Here is an 18542-nt window from a genome sequence, read left to right as displayed (position 1 = left end):
AGCACAATAAATCGACACATAACGACACAGGCATGGTGTTATCTGTCACTTGATAATCCCGTCTGTGTCTTTTGCTCAAAAATAAGCGGTTTATAACACTATATCTATACTCTAATATCTACCACTTAAGACAGCTTTCATATGCAAGCTCATTAATCATTCAAGCCCCTTTATATAAGTGCCCATTTTTATGCCTTTTACTGCTGAAGAAGTCAACGCCCTCAATGCTCAAGAAAACGCCTATCCGCTTGAGTTTTTTCAAGCATTTGCGCAACAGATTACTGTCTACGAAGATGATGATATTTGGGTGGTTGATAAGCCTGTAGGTCTGTTGAGTGTCGATGGCAAAACGCTCAAGGTCAGTTTGCTGGCAAGACTTGAGCGTGCCAATCCCGCAGTCAAGCTGATTCATCGTCTGGATATGGATACCTCAGGGCTGCTCATTTTTGCTAAGAATGCTGCCGCGCAAACCCATATTAGTAAGCAATTCATTGAACGTTTGCCACAAAAAAAATATCAGGCACGCGTCTTTGGAGAGTGGGAGCGTGTCGGCGCAACGGGTGAGATATCCGTACCAGTGCGCTATGAGCCAGAGACGAAACCGCGCCATATTGTCGATCCTAGCTGGTCAAAGCATGCCTTAACTTTATATGAAATCATCAGCCATGAGCAATGCAACGGTCAGACAGTCACGCGCGTAATGCTAAAGCCTGTCACCGGTCGTAGTCATCAGCTGCGCGTCCATATGGTGCATGTTGGTCATGTAATGATTGGCGATCCCATTTATGCAGAAGGTACAGCTTTAGTGATTGCGCCAAGGCTTAATCTCCATGCTCAGCAATTGCGTCTCAAGCATCCTACGCTTGGTGCGTGGATGGATTGGGAAAGCCCAAGCCCTTTTTAAATGAATTTATGTCAAATTTTTTAAACCCATCATGCAAAAACAAGGAACGTATTATGCTTGATATGACGGCAGCCAAACAGGCAGTTAAGAAATGCTTCAAAGCTAAATCGGCACTCTCAGACACACCAGTGGATTATGAAGTACTGATTATCGGTGCAGGAATTGCTGGTATTGGTATGGCGTGCCGATTGCAGCAGCAAAAACACAAAGGACTGTTTGGTTATAAAAATCCAGGTAAGCAGAAACGCAAATCATCAAAGCAACAGCAGAAAAGTGCACAGCGATTTTTGGTGTTAGAAAAACGAGCAGATTTGGGTGGTACATGGGATTTATTTACCTATCCTGGCATCCGCTCTGACTCTGATGCCTTGACTTTTGGCTACAGTTTCAGACCATGGCTAAATCACAGGATTTTGGCAAAGGGCGGTGATATTAAAAACTATATTGCTGATACGGCGCGTGAGTTTGGTATCAGCGAACATATTTGCTATCAACACGAGGTGCAGCAGTTGTCTTGGTCAAGTAGCCATCAACAATGGACGGCGATGGTAAAAAATCATGCCAGCGGTGAGGTGTTTACGGTAACGGCAAAGTTCGTCGTTGGCGCCACGGGTTACTACGATTATGAACAAGGTTATCGTCCTTCTTTTAATAAAGAAGCAGATTTTCAAGGTGAGATCATTCATCCGCAGCATTGGCAAAATGTGGATTATGACGATAAGAAGGTAGTTATTATCGGTAGCGGTGCCACAGCGATGACATTGCTGCCAGCTTTGGTGGATGAAAAAGGTGGGCAATGCGCGCGTCACGTCACTATGCTACAGCGTTCTCCCACGTATGTGGCAAGCGTACCGGGCGATGATTATACGCTTGATTGGCTAGCAGGTAAATTTTCACCATTGTCAAAAGAGCAAGCTTATACGCTGCTGCGTACTCGTAATGTATTGATTCAACAAGGCACTTATCGAGCGGCTATATTGGCACCCAAGCTTATGAAAGCGTTATTAAAACGCGGTGTCAAAACAGAGCTAAAAGGTAGCGGTATCGATGTGGCGCATTTTGTACCGGACTATAATCCTTGGGATCAGCGGATATGTGCGGTGCCAGACAGTGATTTATTCAAAGCATTGCATGGCACACGCGCCAGCGTCGTCACCGATCAAATCAGCCATTTTACCAAGACGGGCATCATGCTCGAATCGGGTAACTCTCTCGATGCTGATATCATCGTCACAGCGACAGGACTAAAGCTACAAATGCTCGGCGGTGCCAAAGTATATATTGACGGGCAGGCGATAGATATTGGTTCGCGCATGACTTATAAAGCGGTTATGATTGAAGAGTTGCCAAATATGGTGGCACTATTTGGCTATACCAATGCCTCATGGACGCTAAAAATCGATTTGGCGTGTCAGTATGTAATGCGGCTGCTGGGTTATATGCATCAGCATCGCTATCAAGTGGTATTGCCACAAGCGCATACTAAAGATGCCAAAGCGCTTACGCAGACAGATACCGTGATGGGCGCGCTATCCTCAGGATATGTCAAGCGCGCTCAACACGAGCTACCCAAGCAAGGTGATATATATCCTTGGCGGGTGACAAACAACTACCTAAGCGACCGCATTATGCTCAAACATCGCAAAATAAAAGATGATTGGTTACGTTTTAGTCGTTAAGGTCGCTTGGTTACAGTCGTTTGCTCAATGTTTTTTAATGGCTATTAATAAAATCAGCAACTTGTTTGCTTAAGATCTGCCACAAGGTTTCTTGCGCGCTTTTGCTGCCCCACGCATTATGCGGGCTAAATATAACGCGCGGATGCTTGGCAATGGTCAATAAAGGGTCGTCAGCGGTGATAGGCTCTTGCTCAAACACATCGCTGGCGTAGCCGATGATTTGCTCATTGTTAATGGCATCAGTCAGCGCTTGGCTATCGACAATACCGCCACGAGCGACATTGACGATGAGCGGCTGTTTGACCATTTTTGCTAAAGTATCTGTATTAATCAGGTGCTGAGTTTTCTCGTTTAATGGGCAATGTAGACTCAGTACATCAGACTGTGCCAGTACGTCGTCAAACGCAGTATAGTCGTCATTGCGCGGTGCGCGTCCTTGCTGCTCCGCCCATAATACTGTCATTCCAAAGGCACGAGCAATATCGGTCACGCGTTTGCCAATAGTGCCAACGCCAATAATACCTAGTGTTTTATCTTCCAAATCTATCAGCGGAATATCCAGTAGGCAAAAATTACCGTTTGCCTGCCATGTGCCATCAGCGACTTTTTGATGATAATAAATACCCGCGCGCATGGCGTTGAGCATGAGCATAAAGGTATGTTCGGGCACACTTTTGACTGCATAACCTGCGACGTTATAAAGCGCCACATGGTGCTCAACACAAGCGTCTTGATCGACGTTGTTCATACCAGTAGCGGTCAGTTGAATGAGCTTGAGCTTGGGCAATTTACTTATCACTTCAGCGCTGATTTGCACTTTATTGGTAATAATGATGTCGGCGTCTTTGCAGCGCTCTATAATAACAGCAGCATCTTTTGGGGTATCATCATAAGTGAGGTAGTCGCTGATGCCTGCTGGAGCTGGCAAGTCGATGCCATCAGAAAAAGTGCCTTTATCTAAAAAAACCGCGCGCATGGTTATTCCTTATTAAATAGTTATTTTAAAATGATTTTAATAATGATCGACTTAATGTAGCACGTTGGTGATTTTAGTCAAAAAGGTCATTAAAAAGTCCAAAGCAAAAAACCTCTACTTCAATATTGAAATAGAGGTTTTGTTGATTGAGACGGTAGTCTTTTGTGCTTATTCGGTTTTATGGACTTATAAAGAGAAACGCTTACGCAATTTGCCAATAAGGCTACGTACGCGACTACTCAAGTCAATACGAACGTCGTTTTCAGGGTCATGCTCGACTTCATAGCGTTTGACCAAATCAGGGCTGGCTTTTAGCTTCGCATGATGCTGAAACGCACGGTTGACGCTAATCTCAAGCAGGCTGGCGCGCATCGGTTTCGGCAAGCAGCGATAAACCTGACCTTTATTAATCAAATCAATCAGCAAGCCAGCGTCTTGAAATTCAGTCTGTACCAAAACCACCAAATGCGGCGCATCTTGCTTTAAGGTAAAGATAATCGGCGCGATATTCTCACCGCTGACATTGATATCGGTGATACAAACACCGATATCTTCATTCGCCAAATAATCGTACGCTTCTTCTAAACTCTCAGCATGCAGTACTTTATAACTATGAGAAAATTGCTTACGTATTTGCTCAATCAACTCATTGGTTTCATCGATCACCAGCAGCGTTTGCTTATTACCTGAACTGTCGAATTGGTCGGCATCTTCGTCTGGATTATAGGTCAAGGCGATTTCGGTAGCGCGTCCGACCACGGTGATCAGCTCTTCAGATTTACAAGGCTTGGTCAAATAACGATAAATCTCACCATCGTTAATAGAGCCAATAATGGCGTTTAAATCTGCATAGCCCGTTAATAAGATACGCATGGTAGAAGGTGAGACATCTTTTACTTCGCGTAAGATATCCACACCGACTCGCTCAGGCATCCGCTGGTCACTGACCGCCACGTGTACATGGTTGTTCTTGATATAGTCAATATACTCAGTCGGGTCGGTGGTGATAAACACGTCATGGGTCTTACGAAATAGCAGTTTCATAGACCGTAAAATGCGTTGTTCGTCGTCGATAAATGCCAACTTCGGCTTTGACTCAGTGCTGGTTTCAACTGTGGTTAAGTCATTTTCTAATTCATTCATGATGATATCCTTATGATGATGAATAATAGTCGTTAAATATCTAAATATGTTCTACGTAACAGGGCAGCTCATCCAGCGCTTACGCGACTAGGTTTTGCTCTGTTAAGTTATTATTAATCGGCAGTATTAACGTAAATGTGGTGCCAACGCCTTCGGTCGATACGACTTTGATATCGCCATTATGTTGCTCCATAATTTGCTGGCTGATTGCCATACCAAGACCAGTGCCTTCGCCTGCGCCTTTGGTCGTAAAGAACGGCTCAAAGATTTGATTGAGAACTTCTGGACTCATACCTTTACCGTTGTCGATCACATCAATATAAACATGGTGATCATCGGCACGGGTGCGTACTTCGATCTTGCCATCAGGTTTTTCTCCCATGGCTTGCGCGGCATTGTTCAGTAGATTGACCAAGACTTGGTTGATTTGCGACGGTGAGCATTTCACTTCAGGCGTGGGCGCAAAATCAGTCACAATCTCTTGATGCCTAATGGAGTTGCCAGCGATTTTAAGCGAGGCTTCGATACATTCGCGCACATCGATGGTTTTTACTTTTGACTCATCAAGACGGGCAAAGTTGCGTAGGTTTAGTACCATCTCAGTGATTTGCTCGACGCCAAATAACGAATCTTTAATCAGCTCTTTTAATTCAGCTGATAGGTCATCTTCTTGGATCTCATCAGAAGCACGGATAATATCTGCTAGAAGCTTGTCAATTTTGCCATCAGTCGCCGCGTCAGTTTTAACGCTTTTTAATCCTTGTACCAATTCAATCAGCTCTTCGTATTGCTCAGTTAACTGACCAATAATTTCAAGGTTATTTTGCACATAAGACAAGGGTGTATTTACTTCGTGAGCAACGCCTGCCACCATTTGTCCCAACGTTGCCATTTTTTCTGAACGAATCAATTGCAACTGCGAGTTTTTTAGCTCTTTTAGCGTCTCTTGTAGCTCAGCGGTACGTTCTTCGACTTTAATCTCTAGCTGTTGGTTAATGTTGGCAAGCTTACCTTCGTTAGACTGGATTCGGTCTAGTAGGTCATTAATAGAGCCGTTCACCAGTCCAATCTCGTTGCGACCTTCTGCGAATTTAACCTCGCTCAGCTTATTGTACTGCTTATTATTAATTAAGTTTTCCGCTTCAGAGATTTTATCAGTGGTTTCTTTCAAGGGTTTGAATGCTAAGAAGGTCAGCATGAAGTAAATGACGCCAGCCGTAATCAATAGTGCTAATGCAATCCAGTTAACCAAGTTTTCACTGAGATTATCGGCAATGGCGTTAATTTCAGCATCAGGTTGGACAACGATCAGCTTCCAATAAGTCTCAGGAATCTCAAAGACATAGGCTTGACTGCCGTTGTAGTAACTGTCTTTTGTCAACTCAAAGCTCTGTAATAAGCGGCTGTCCATGGCGTTTTGCTTGTTTTCACCATTATTTAGGTAAGCAGCGTAGTTAACAAGATAATAACCTTTTGCCGTACCAGTCTCAGCTTTATCAAGCGTGGTCAGTACCTGCTGAACTTGTGGTGAGACGCTAGCGGCGACTTGTTCGATGATCTCATTACGTTGGACATCTAAGAAATCAAGCACGGGTTGCCAAGCAGGGTCTGAGTTGATGACTTGTTTGATATCAAGCGGCGTACCCGTTTTCTCATCAATATAGCTTAAGCGTTCAGGGTTAGAGGAGGCGATCACCTTGTCACTATTATCCAAGAGTAGAATGTAGCCTGAGCCTGAGCTTTCGCTTAACTTGACGATGTTCTCTTGTAGCTGATTCAGCGTAAAGTTAACCGTACTGGCACCCCAAAACTGATTGTCACGCTCGATTGCCACACCGCAGCTCATCGCAAGCTCGCCTTTGGTTTGGCTGGCGCGCACATGGTTCCAAATACAGCTCTCAGGTTTGAGCAGTTTTAAGACGCTAAACCAATCTTCTTGATAATAAGGATTGGTAGGATTTGGATCGCTTAACACCGCTTGATAATCACCGTTTTGGCGAACCATCAAAAATGGATGGGTCGCGGTATTTGCCCCAAGTGCGCCTTTTTCAGGCCAAATGCCACCACTACCTAACAGGCTATAATCACGCTTATCAAAGGCATTGGCAGTACTGGTTTGTAAAATCGTCTCTTCTGTGGGTAAGGTTTGCGCGCTTTGCTGTAGTAGTAAGGCACTACGCATCACCCGATTGATATCGGCGGAGATACTATTGACCGCGGTATTACCACGCTCAGCCACCAATTTTGCAGATTCAAGGCGGATTTTCTCATAGCCCTCTTTATCAACAACATAAACGACGACCGCCAGTACGACCGCAAAAGCAATAAATAAAATAGTGGTTACTTGGGTACTAACTTGATTGAAAAAGCCAACTTTTTTGGAGGCACTCATGATGGTGATAGTCCTTGGATAATAGTGACCACGAAGAAGAGTGCCAATGCTAGGTATTGGTGGCAATCAATCAGGTGGTAATGCGTAATCTTAATTAAAATGGTCTGTACATGATGGCAAAAAAATTAAAAGTATAACTTTACTCTTATAACTTAACCGACTTAACTATTGATTATTTTATAACTTAAAGGACTATAAAAGGCCATGCTGTGCCCATAAATCCTTAAGGATAATTAATCATGAATACTAGGCGGCAAAAGAGTAGGTGTAGACGTGCGTTTGAATAATTCAGGTAAGAAAGAAGAAATGTTCTATTGCATTTCTTAACAATACAGAATCAATTTTATAATGACAATATTTTTTCTTTACTTGCGAGTCGTTATCTTATTGTTTTATATGACCAACTTATGCTTGGCGTTGATATAATCTTGCAATAATCTGCTCTTGAAAAGTCAACTTAGCGCACTCATCTAGCTGCTAACGTTATATAATGGTCGGCTTTATCTTGCGACCTAGCTAATGAGCTGACGCTGCCGGTATGGCCGGTGACCTCTCAGACTATTAAGTAATGACATCGCGCTAGTGATTCACGCTAGCAACTCTCATTATGAGCTATCTATTTTTTCCTATTATCTGAGTACAAAAGACATCGCCCTATGACTATCTCTATCGCTTCATTGCACAATACTGAATTTGCCGTTGGTCAACGTTATTTATCTGATACGGAGTCCGAGCTGGGCTTGGGTGTGGTCATCGATGTAGATGACCGATGTGTGCACATTCTATTTCCACAAAGTGAAGAGACGCGCGTCTACGCCAAAAACTCCGCGCCATTATCACGCGTGGTGTTTAAAGTCGGCGATAGTATTTCTGATCAAGCGGGTAAGAGCTATACCGTAAACGCGGTCGAAGAAGTGATGGGTGTACTCAAATACAGTGTCGATGAGCATGAACGAGGCATTATGGAAACCCGTCTGGCTGCCAATATCACCTTGGCTAAGCCGCTCGAGCGTCTGCTGGCTGGTCGGATTGAGCGTGGTGATTGGTATGAGCTGCGTCAAGATATCTTGCGTATGCAATCGGCGCTAGCGGGTCATCCGCTTAAAGGTTTGATGGGTGCGCGTGTCGATATCATTGAACATCAGCTTTATATCGCTCATGAAGTTGGCAAACGTATCGCGCCGCGTGTGTTGCTTGCTGACGAAGTTGGTTTGGGCAAAACCATCGAAGCAGGTTTGATTATTCATCAACAGCTGTTGACAGGCAAAGCTGAGCGTGTACTGATTCTTGTACCAGACAGTTTGCAATATCAGTGGATGATTGAGCTGCGTCGTCGTTTTAATCTAAATTTTGCCTTATTTGATTTGGTACGTGCAGCAGCCATTAAAGAACACGATCCTGAGCAAAACGTCTTTGCCACTGAGCAATGTATCATTGCGGGTATGGATTTATTACTCGATCACCCTGATTTGTACGACCAAGCGATGGATGCAGGGTTTGATTTATTGGTGGTTGATGAGGCGCATCACCTGCATTGGGATGAGGCGCAAGGCGGCAATGATAAATATGACTTGATTGCTGATTTTGCTGAAGAAACGCCAGGGGTCATGCTATTGACAGCGACGCCAGAGCAGCTTGGGGCACAAAGTCACTTTGCTCGTTTGCGTTTGCTCGATCCGGATCGCTTTGATGATTTGGATGAGTTTATTGATGGTCAAGAAGCCTTTGCTGAAACGGCTGCTGTCGCTGGTGTATTGATAGAAGATAAGCCATTAAGCGACAGTCAAATTGCCGCTTTAAGCAGCTTGTTAGACATCAGTCTTGATGAGTTGGCAACGATTAATGATGACGAAAAATTGCGTACTTATGCGCTCAACGAGCTATTAGATCGTCATGGTACAGGTCGTATTCTATTCCGTAATACCCGTGAAAGTGTGAAAGGGTTCTATGGTCGTAGCAGCCAGCCGTACCCATTGGCATTACCTGCCGCATGGAAAGACAGCTATCAAACCAATGGTAAATTGCGTGAGCAGCTATGGGGCGAAGAAAACCAACCTGATGGCGGCTGGCTAGAAGATGACCCACGCGTGCCTTGGTTGATTGATATTTTGCGCGGCGAGCTTAAGCACAAAAAAGTGCTGTTGATTGCCCGTAGTGGCGCGACGGTTGAGAGCTTGGAGGCGGTATTACGCTTACATGCTGGTATTAAAACCGCTATCTTTACTGAGCAGATGACCTTACTTGAGCGTGACCAAGCAGCGGCGTTTTTTGCCGATAGCGAAGGCGCTCAGATATTGTTGTGCTCGGAGATTGGTTCGGAAGGTCGTAACTTCCAGTTTGCCAGCCAGCTGATATTGTGGGATTTGCCAGCCAATCCAGATACCTTAGAGCAGCGTATTGGTCGCCTAGATCGTATCGGACAAACGCAGCAAATTATGCTCCATGTGCCTTATGTACAAGGCACAGCACAAGAGCGTCTGTATAAATGGTATCACGACGCGTTGAATATGTTTAATCAAATCTCTCCAACGGCGCAGAGCGTGCAAGAGCAGTATATCCAAGAGCTAAAGCCCATGCTTGAAGGCGCGGATACTGACGAGAACCGTGCGATACTACAAGATATCATCGAAGAAGCGAAACAGACGCGATTGGGGTTAGAGGCACAGCTACAAGCGGGTCGTGATCGCCTATTAGAATACAACTCGTGTCGCCCACGTGTTGCCAAACGTATCGCTGACGCCATGCGCGATTTTGATAGTCATAATCTATTGCCGCAGTTTATTGAGCGCTTTTTTGCCTCAGCCAATATCGATCACAATATCCAGCGCGATGGCTCGTGGGTGATTGCTCCGATTGACAGCACTGAAATTAGTGATTATATCGATGGTCTGCCACTCGGTGACGAAGACGGTATGACGTTGACATTCGAGCGTGAGCAAGCACTACAGCGTGAAGATATCGAATTTATCACTCACGAACATCCATTGATGCGCGCGATTTATGAGTTGGCGAGTACCAGCACCTTTGGTAATACCACGGTGGCGATGCTAAAAAGTTCTGCTGTACCACAAGGTATGGTGCTGCTCGAAGTGAATTTCCGCGTTGAAGCCATTGCGCCAAGGTTACTCAATTTACCCGCGACGCTGACCACGCAAAATATCCGTGTATTTATCAGTGAGCAAGGCAGTGATTTGTCCTCGCGTATCAGTGCGGAGATGATTATGCCGCATATTGAGCGTCTGGATAAAAACCGTGCTCGCCAAGTCATTAAAGTACGCGGTGATGTGATTGAGCAGCGTTATTATGAAGCGGAAGAGATTGCCCGTCAGCAGCTTGCTGAGATTGGCGAACAAGCCAGTGCCCGTTTTAGCCAGCAGTGGTCACGTGAAATCAAACGCCTAAAGCATCTACAAACGATTAATCCTAATGTACGCCCTGCCGAAATTGAGCGCTTGGAGCAGCTAAAAGCCCAAGGTGAGCAAGCACTAGGTAGTCTGTTATTAGTCCCAGACTCCATCCGTGTGTTAGTGGCAGTGAAGCCATAAATGTAAATAATCAAAAGAACGAGATGTTTAATAGCATCTCGTTTTTTTATGATTAATATCGTTTATATTAGGACGCGCCCTAAGGCATGTTAAGCAAAAATATCAACATGATATTGCCAAGTGAGCGTCGCTCTCTAGTCAAAGCCATCGATATTGGGTAAGATGTTTGTCTTTTCGATTTACAGTCCGTTTGCTATAAAAGGGTGAGCGCATCTCGTGTGAAGTATCACATATACCTTTGTACTCGATGGCTTTGTACTTCTTTTAAGCTGAAACAACTATATAATAAATGCTGGTGATAGCGCTGCTATGACCGTGTTTTTTGCGCTAAAATTTTCGTGTTAAATCTCTCTTGTGCATTTTCAGCAAGTGATTTCATATTATTTTACATTCAAATGCAAAGTGTCTTTTGTCTTTCGCTATATGATATTGATATCTTTAGGTGCGTATTTTCAGATGCTTAGCGTTTTTGATAAAAATAAGGAAACCTATCGTCATGTCCGATTATTCGCAATTGATTGATGAGCTGCTAGCTACTGTAGCGCTTATTGAAGTGACCCCCGATGTCTTTGAGGGTAAGAGCCATGACTATGTTGGCAGTCGTATTTTTGGTGGACAAGTGCTCGCCCAAGCCATCATGGCGGCGGCGCATACACTGGATAAAGACAAGCCCTGTCATTCACTGCACGGCTATTTTTTGCGCGGTGGTGATATCACGCAGCCAGTGATTTATCAGGTGCGCCGCTTGCGTGACGGTCGTAGTCTGTCTGCGCGTGAAGTGACGGCGATTCAGTATAAAGAAGTGCGTGGTAAAGCGCCCATTGAGCAAGTAATATTTTCAATGATAGCCTCGTTTTCGCCAATGGAAGAGGGTTTAGAGTATCAAGAAGATATGCCTGTCTATCCGCCACCAGAGGATTTACTGGCTGAGCAAGATTTAAAAGAAGAGTATGTCGGAAAAGTTCCAGACGCGCTCAAAGCCCGCTTTATGCGCCGTCGTCATGTCGAAATTAAACCAGTTAAACCGCGTGATCCGATTCATCCAGAGCCAATGAAACCTAAGCAGGCGAACTGGTTGCGTATCCGCGAATTGGGCAATCAACCTGTTGCGATTCAACAAGCGCTATTGGCATTTTCGTCCGATTTTTATCTGGTTGGTACAGGGCTGATGTCACATGGTGTTAGCTTTATGACCAGCGGCTTGCAAGCGGCTAGTATTGACCACTCGATGCATTTTCATCGTAATTTTGATCTAAATGGTTGGATGCTATACGACATGTGGAGTGATACCACGTCTAATGCCAAGGGCTTAAACCATGGGCAGTTTTGGCAAGACGGTAAGCTGGTTGCTACGGTACAGCAAGAAGGTTTGATGCGTTTGCGAGTGCCGAAGTCTTAGCACTAACTGTGTTTGTAAATAACGCTGAATAAAAAGCGACTGAGAATTGTTCTGAGTCGCTTTTTTTATGGCATATGAAGTGCTTTTTTAGGCAGTTAATTTAGGCAAATTAGCCAACTTATTATTCTAAAATCTTAACCATTGCTCGTGGCAATCCAAGTGTTGCCTGAGCATCAACAGCATTTAGCCAATTAATATTAATTTGTGCTGCTTCTAAGGCTTCGGTTATTTCGGTAATTTGCTCAGCATTTAGAATCAGCGATTGCGGTGTCAAATACCAATGAAAATGGGTCAGTGAATGTTTAATAGGGGCGTCATCGAGCAAGGTATTGCTGACGGATTCTGCTATCAACTGATTTTTTGCCAACCACTCATTGATAATTTGCTCGGCAGTGGTAAATTCTGCTTCATATACTTTTTCATTACTGGTCACTTTTAATGATGTATCGTTAATTTCAGTCGTTTTTTCTGCGGCAGTTTTAGTATTCACTTTGCCTGCGGTTTTTTCAACAAACTGTAAAGGTAAACTCCACAGTCCGCCCCAAATGCCATTGTCAGGGCGTTGTAGCCATAGTATTTTGCCATCAATATCTTCAATCAATAAGGCATTGCTAAACTTGCTGGGTTTAGGCTGCTTTTTTGCTTTGACTGGATAATCCGTTTCGCGCCCCTCAGCATGTGCCAAGCAGTCCTCTTGAAGGGGACATAATAGACAGGCAGGCTTGCTACGCGTGCATAACGTCGCGCCCATATCCATCATCGCTTGCGCGAATAACCCTGAATTCTCTATTGGGGTCAAACGCTCTGCCAATGCCCATAGTTCTTTGGTGGTGGCAGATTTGATAATATCACCATCAATCGCTGCCCAACGCGTCAAGACACGTTTGACATTGCCATCACAAATGACGCCATAACGATGTAAGCCCATCGCCATAATTGCGCCAGCGGTCGATGGCCCGACGCCAGATATGGCTTCCCACCCTGCTAGCGTCTGCGGAAAGTCGCCCGTCTCATCAATGACTTCGACCAGTTGTTTCGCGCCTTTATGCAAATTACGCGCGCGTGCATAATAACCAAGTCCTGCCCAATGTTCCGCGACCGTATCCCATTCTGCGGCTGCTAAATCTTGCACGGTCGGAAACGATGCCATAAAACGGGTAAAGTAGGGCAGCACGGTCGTTACTTGGGTCTGCTGTAGCATGACTTCGGATAGCCAAACGATATAAGGATTGGGCGTGTCGGTTTGGTGTTGTTGCCATGGTAAATCGTGGCGACCATTTTCACTGAACCAATCAAGTAGGCGCGGGGCGAATGAATTGAGAGAAGTACTGGGTTGAGTAAAATTATTTTCTAACGTTGTGGGGTTTGTAGTGGGGATAAGCTGAGTCATATCATCAATTTTTGGCATATTAGTACATGAATTATAACCGATTTTTGAGAGAGGTGAGTTGATATCACGGTTGTGCGCTGTCTGAAATCATAATAACGTAAGCGTCTTTTAAGTACGAGTGTCAAAAAACGACGTATGTAACAGAAACCTTAATTTAGAGTTGCAAATTTATAAAGTAAATCTTACAAAATTCAGTGAATTTTTTAGAAAAATTAACTTATTATTATGCTTTTTGCAAGGTGATAATTTTTATTATCGCTAGGGCGCAAGAGCATTTTTGAGTTAACGATAACTCATCGTCTGGTTTCATCAAATAAGCTTACTAAGCATTTTCAAACAACTGCTCACATGTATGAGTAATATTTAGGACTATTTATGAAGTTAATTTCGAACTACTTATCTAAAGCATTATTGGCGCTAGCAGTCGTCGGCTGTTCAGCCAACGTTTTGGCAGCTAAACCAAACCTAGTGTTACAACAGCCCAATGTTTCTTTAGAATTGGCCAATGAATTAATCGATGCCACTATGGCAGCCTGTCACGCAGAGGGCAAATCTGCCGTTGTCGCAGTTGTTGATCGTGGTGGTAATTTAATCGCGCTACAGCGTGATGATAACGTTGGCCCGCACAATACTGATGCTGCTGTTCGTAAGGCATTTACGGCATTATCTACCAAAACACCATCACGCACTTTGGCGGATAATGCTCGCGCTAATCCAGACTCAAATAACTTGAATACGGTAAATGATTTACTGCTGATCGGCGGTGGTGTGCCGTTAAAGTTTGGCAATGATGTGATCGGCGCTATTGCAGCGGGCGGCGCAGGCGGTGCAGTACAAGATGAAAGTTGTGCGCTGAAAGCTATCGAAAAAGTCATGCCTAAACAGAAGTAGTTGATGACTTAGATATCGCTAAATGATTTAGATATCATCGAATAACTTCGATATCTCGCTAGCAGTAGACATAAAAAAAAGCCCTTAGGGGCTTTTTTTGTATGAGCTCTAAAATAATTTTATGCAGCTAACATTATAGACAAAAAGGGTTGTCGATTTACTTCTGATTCTTCCGTGTTTTCAAACGACGCAAGCGCTTTTCTTCTTCTTTGGCGATTCTTTTCTCTTCAGCAGCCAGACGTTGCTCGGCGACGACGAGTTCTTCAGCTTCAACTATATAGTTTCTAGTATTTAAGAGCTTTTTCTAAAATAGAATTATCAGTAAGTAGTTCGAGATTTTTATTGAAATTCAGTAAAAGGCTTTGTATCGATTCTTTATTTTCTTTCAGCAAAGTAAACCAATTACTTAGTTCAACTTGTTTTTCATAATTAGGAAGCGAAACTACTGTATTGTTTAGCTGTTTAATTGAAATAAACTTTTGTGCAACTCCTGTGGCCATCTTGTTTAAGTCCATGCTTTGTAATACATGGGCCAAATAAGGCTTAAATACCTCTGTCTCATTTTTTACTTCTAAGCTTATTGCATTGCTAGTTAACCAATAGGGTTTAGATGATAAATGGATATTTCCACAATACATTCCAACCTTACCAACGACGATTGAACTACTAAACCTATTTGCTTCTTTGTAATAGCCTATAACCCCATTGCCTCCAAAAACTGGATATGCTCCATTACTGGATATTTCCGATTTATTAAGGTTAGACCCGCTCCTAAGTTCACATATACTCTGTACAGTCACATCTTTGAACTGCTCAACATCTATATTTTTTGATGCGTTTTCAAAATAATCTTTAATTGATTCGATCAGAGCTGATTGCTCTTTTTTCAATGAGTTGATTTTTTCTATTTTATCAAAAATAAACTTTTCTTCGTTTTTTGGTAATGAAAATGAAAGGTTAGAGGTTTCATCTGCTATTAAGGACTGCTTATCTATTAGGCAAGAATTCTCACCGACTCTTCTACTTTCAAACTGAGAAATAAACTCTTCAAAGTCACTATCACCAATTGAATTAAGTCTATTTAAAGGCTTCTTAGTATTTAACTCATAAAACCAAATATCCTCCCCTGGAGTCGTATTTTCAAAAAACAAAACACTAACTTTAATTCCTGTATATGGTGCTAGTACTCCTTCCGGAAGGCTTAGAATAGAGTGTAGGTTAAAATTAGTTAATAATTGGCCTCTCAACATGTCCAAATGGTTAGCCACATTAAATAAAAGGCCATCTGGCACAATCAGAGCCGCTTTGCCATTTTTCGCCAGCTTGTCCATAGCATGCTGAAGAAACATAGCCTCTAAATTACCAGTGTATCCATGGTAGTAATATTCGTCCTTACTCATATCTGAGGCTTTACCAAACGGCACACCCGAAAGAATAAAGTCGTACTTTAAGTTATCTTTAAGCAGTAAAGAATCAGATAACGATATTTTTTCAAGATCAATTCCATTTAAAAGTAAATTCAGTATACCTATTAAGTATGCAAAAGGATTAATGTCATTCCCAATAGCCTTAAACCTCCTATCCCCATAAGTTTTAGATAGATGTTTTTCAACTTCCACAAATGTACGGCCGGTGCCCATAGCTGGGTCATAAATACTTGTTGCAGGGCTGGGGTTACTTACTTTAACTATTGTTTCAACTAAAGATTTTGGAGAGTGAAAAGCTCCTGAAGAGCTTGAGTCTTTAACCATACTTGATAACAACTCATCAAAATCAACGTCTAATGAGTTGCAAAAATCAAGATCTTCCAATCTATATAACGTAGCCTCTAAAACTTTTAAAGAACGGATACGCAGTGGGATATTATTAAATAAAAATTCAATACCTCTCCAGCTATTTTTATCAAAAAAAATCTTCCTAAAAGAACTCTTATTTCTATGAATTATCTCATAAAATATATTTTTTATGATAGAAAAATCATTATTTGCTTCTCTGTGTTCAAAGCCATCAATTTCGGAGAATAATCCCCTAAATGAAGTTCTGCGAACGTTATTTTGGTTATGGGATAGAGCAACGTCATAAAAATATTTTGTCAAAAGTAATAAAGATAGCTGCTCTATTGCCTCTATTGAGTTGTTGATGCCAGTATCTTTTCTGAGCAACTCAACTATAAGCAATAATTTATTATTAGAGTTATTCATTAGTAGCCACCAAATAATTATACATATTTGTTATATCTTCACTTATTTCCACTTCAGGTATTAAGTTTATAAATTTTGCTGCCTTATTCGAACAAAATCCCGTATCTATTTTTACATAAGGATCTATCACATCCTTGATAAGAACTGATTCTAATGATGCTGGCTTAATATTATAATCTCCACTAGTTGAGTAGTCCCCTGAACTGCTTACTGCTAATTTTGTTCTATTACCTAAATCGAATGTATTATTTAGCTCATTGATATCTTCTTTAAGGGGTGAAGGACAAATGAGATAATGCTTAATCTCTCTTCTTTTCCAAGAAAGTAGGTGTGATGTTAACTGGTTTTTATTAAATTTTTTTATTCCGGCCTGCTGTACTAATAAATCACACTTACCAGTGCCTATATTCGTTAGGGAAAACTCATCTCGATCACATATTAAATAAACATTTTTAGTATTATGCGGATGACCTTCTAAATAGTCTGTAAAGTTTTAAAGTCGTTTTAATTTTTTATCACCAAAAATTTGAGTATTTTTTTCGTAGCCAGATTCTTGCTTTATAACAACGAATCTATTGAAAAACTCCTTCATTCTAATCGCGTCATCTTCAGTTTTCGCTAACTTTTTAATCGCTAACAACATAAAGATTTCCCAGTCATCCTCGTCGTCCATGAAAACGATATTTTCTGCAATCGACATAACTTTAAGCTGTGTACTATTAATTTCTGATAATTCAGTTAATCTGGCAGCAAGGTAACTAATTTTCTCTCCTGCTTTTATTTGTCCGTTTTCAATAACTCGAAGTCTGCCTATACCTGATTTGGAAATTGAATCAAGTAAATGAGTAGTAGTAATAGCTTTGCCACTTATTCCATTAAATGTTGCCCATAAAAGGGCAATATTTTTGTAATGAAGATGTGAGCCAGCCTCATCAAACAAAAACAGAGTATTTTCTCTATCAAATAGATCTATTAGCGCATAAAGAAAAAGTAATTGATACTCACCATCGCTTAGATCTTCCAAGCGTAAAGTTTTATTACCCTCATCTTCCAATTCATTAACTCTTAAAAATTCAACTTCAACGCTATTTTTAACAATAAAATAATCATTATCAGCAGCTTGTGTAAAGAACATGATTTTTGAGTCGAAAGAGGGTTTTTCATCAGCTTCAAAGGACACTTTGGAAAGTATATTCTGAGTTAAGTTAACTGTTTTGAGAGCTATTGAGTCACTAAAATCATAGCTTTCATCAATTAGAGCATGAACAAAATTTTCTAAAGTCCGGTGGTAAGCCTTATTTGTAATAATTTCGCTATTACCACTCGCTTCTTCCTTGCCTGCCTGCTTTACTTGCTCTACATAGGCTTTATCAACTTTAACATCAAAAGAGAGCTTTGTTGACTCATCTTCATCCAATTCACTTTCAACAACGTAGTTATTCTGCCTTAAAAATGTACGTACTAAACCATTGTGATCGCTTGTTGTAGATAAAAATATTAAAAGTTTCGCAAGTGATTTATCATAATAAAAACAATCTAAGCTAAGTGCTCTTTTGTTTGCTCGCTCAGTATTTAAATAGTGAGCGAATCGCTCAGAATAACTTTCATTTTGCCCTGAAGAAAAACAAACAACTTTATAATTCTCGTAGAGATTGCTGTCCGGCTTTAATTTTTCATCAAAAATGGATTTCAAAATTGATGATTTACCAGAGCCATTCCCGCCTATGAACGTAGCAATTTTGTCAAATTCTAGCTGCTGAGGGTGGTCATAAAGGACATTAGCTGGTAGAGGAAGTGAAACAGTTGTCATCAATAATATTCCTTTATGTAGCCGTATGCTCTATCAAACAGTATTTGATATTTGTGGAGCTCATATTTAAATAATGTCTTGCGAAGTGATTGAGTGCTCATAGCGAAAACATATTAGAATTCGTTACTGAGCTACAGAATACGTTTGCTGTCTCTCTACCGCTACCAGACAATAATTTGCTAGGGTTGGTTTCTCTGCCTGACGGACAAGTT

Annotated in this window: 11 protein-coding genes; 5 read left to right on the top strand and 6 right to left on the bottom strand. The window is 41.9% G+C overall.

All coding sequences use genetic code 11. From position 1 onward, the window contains the following. Positions 1 to 190 precede the first annotated feature (190 nt). Both JMW64_RS12490 and JMW64_RS12485 read left to right on the top strand, forming a co-directional pair. Complete coding sequence (locus JMW64_RS12490; RefSeq protein WP_201554947.1) at positions 191 to 904, top strand: RluA family pseudouridine synthase; 714 nt, start codon at positions 191 to 193, stop codon at positions 902 to 904. 53 nt (positions 905 to 957) lie between these two features. Then, on the top strand, positions 958 to 2583 hold the full coding sequence (locus tag JMW64_RS12485) for a flavin-containing monooxygenase (RefSeq protein WP_201554945.1): 1626 nt from the start codon (positions 958 to 960) through the stop codon (positions 2581 to 2583). A gap of 34 nt (positions 2584 to 2617) precedes the next feature. On the opposite strand, the gene JMW64_RS12480 is transcribed toward JMW64_RS12485, so the two are convergent. The 3 genes from JMW64_RS12480 to JMW64_RS12470 all read right to left on the bottom strand — a co-directional run bounded on the left by JMW64_RS12480 (position 2618) and on the right by JMW64_RS12470 (position 7094). Then, complete coding sequence (locus JMW64_RS12480) at positions 2618 to 3559, bottom strand: D-2-hydroxyacid dehydrogenase (RefSeq protein WP_201554943.1); 942 nt, start codon at positions 3557 to 3559, stop codon at positions 2618 to 2620. 186 nt (positions 3560 to 3745) lie between these two features. Next, complete coding sequence (locus JMW64_RS12475; RefSeq protein ID WP_201554940.1) at positions 3746 to 4702, bottom strand: response regulator; 957 nt, start codon at positions 4700 to 4702, stop codon at positions 3746 to 3748. Between the two features lie 79 nt (positions 4703 to 4781). Next, positions 4782 to 7094, bottom strand: coding sequence for a sensor histidine kinase (locus JMW64_RS12470; RefSeq protein WP_201554938.1), 2313 nt, complete (start codon positions 7092 to 7094; stop codon positions 4782 to 4784). Positions 7095 to 7750: 656 nt separating this feature from the next. Here JMW64_RS12470 and rapA point away from each other — a divergent pair. Both rapA and JMW64_RS12460 read left to right on the top strand, forming a co-directional pair. Then, the gene (gene rapA, locus JMW64_RS12465; protein WP_201554936.1) at positions 7751 to 10639 is read left to right on the top strand and encodes an RNA polymerase-associated protein RapA; all 2889 of its coding nucleotides are present in this window, start codon (positions 7751 to 7753) and stop codon (positions 10637 to 10639) included. 496 nt (positions 10640 to 11135) lie between these two features. Then, positions 11136 to 12038, top strand: a complete 903-nt coding sequence (locus JMW64_RS12460; protein WP_045452453.1) for an acyl-CoA thioesterase — start codon at positions 11136 to 11138, stop codon at positions 12036 to 12038. Between the two features lie 121 nt (positions 12039 to 12159). On the opposite strand, the gene mutY is transcribed toward JMW64_RS12460, so the two are convergent. Next, positions 12160 to 13446 carry an A/G-specific adenine glycosylase gene (gene mutY, locus JMW64_RS12455; protein ID WP_227694217.1) on the bottom strand — a complete coding sequence of 429 codons (1287 nt, stop codon included), beginning with the start codon at positions 13444 to 13446 and terminating at the stop codon, positions 12160 to 12162. Between the two features lie 357 nt (positions 13447 to 13803). Between mutY and JMW64_RS12450 the strand changes: the two genes are divergently transcribed. Then, positions 13804 to 14319, top strand: coding sequence for a GlcG/HbpS family heme-binding protein (locus tag JMW64_RS12450; RefSeq protein WP_201554934.1), 516 nt, complete (start codon positions 13804 to 13806; stop codon positions 14317 to 14319). A gap of 284 nt (positions 14320 to 14603) precedes the next feature. On the opposite strand, the gene JMW64_RS12445 is transcribed toward JMW64_RS12450, so the two are convergent. Both JMW64_RS12445 and JMW64_RS12440 read right to left on the bottom strand, forming a co-directional pair. Next, positions 14604 to 16520, bottom strand: a complete 1917-nt coding sequence (locus JMW64_RS12445) for an N-6 DNA methylase (RefSeq protein ID WP_201554932.1) — start codon at positions 16518 to 16520, stop codon at positions 14604 to 14606. 493 nt (positions 16521 to 17013) lie between these two features. Next, positions 17014 to 18330: an AAA family ATPase gene (locus JMW64_RS12440; protein WP_201554931.1), complete on the bottom strand. Its 1317-nt coding sequence runs from the start codon at positions 18328 to 18330 to the stop codon at positions 17014 to 17016. Positions 18331 to 18542: the final 212 nt, after the last annotated feature.

This window comes from Psychrobacter immobilis (assembly GCF_904846065.1).
Classification (GTDB): domain Bacteria; phylum Pseudomonadota; class Gammaproteobacteria; order Pseudomonadales; family Moraxellaceae; genus Psychrobacter; species Psychrobacter immobilis_H.
The sequence above is the reverse complement of the archived record's forward strand: the minus strand, read 5'-3'. Positions and strand labels throughout refer to the sequence as shown.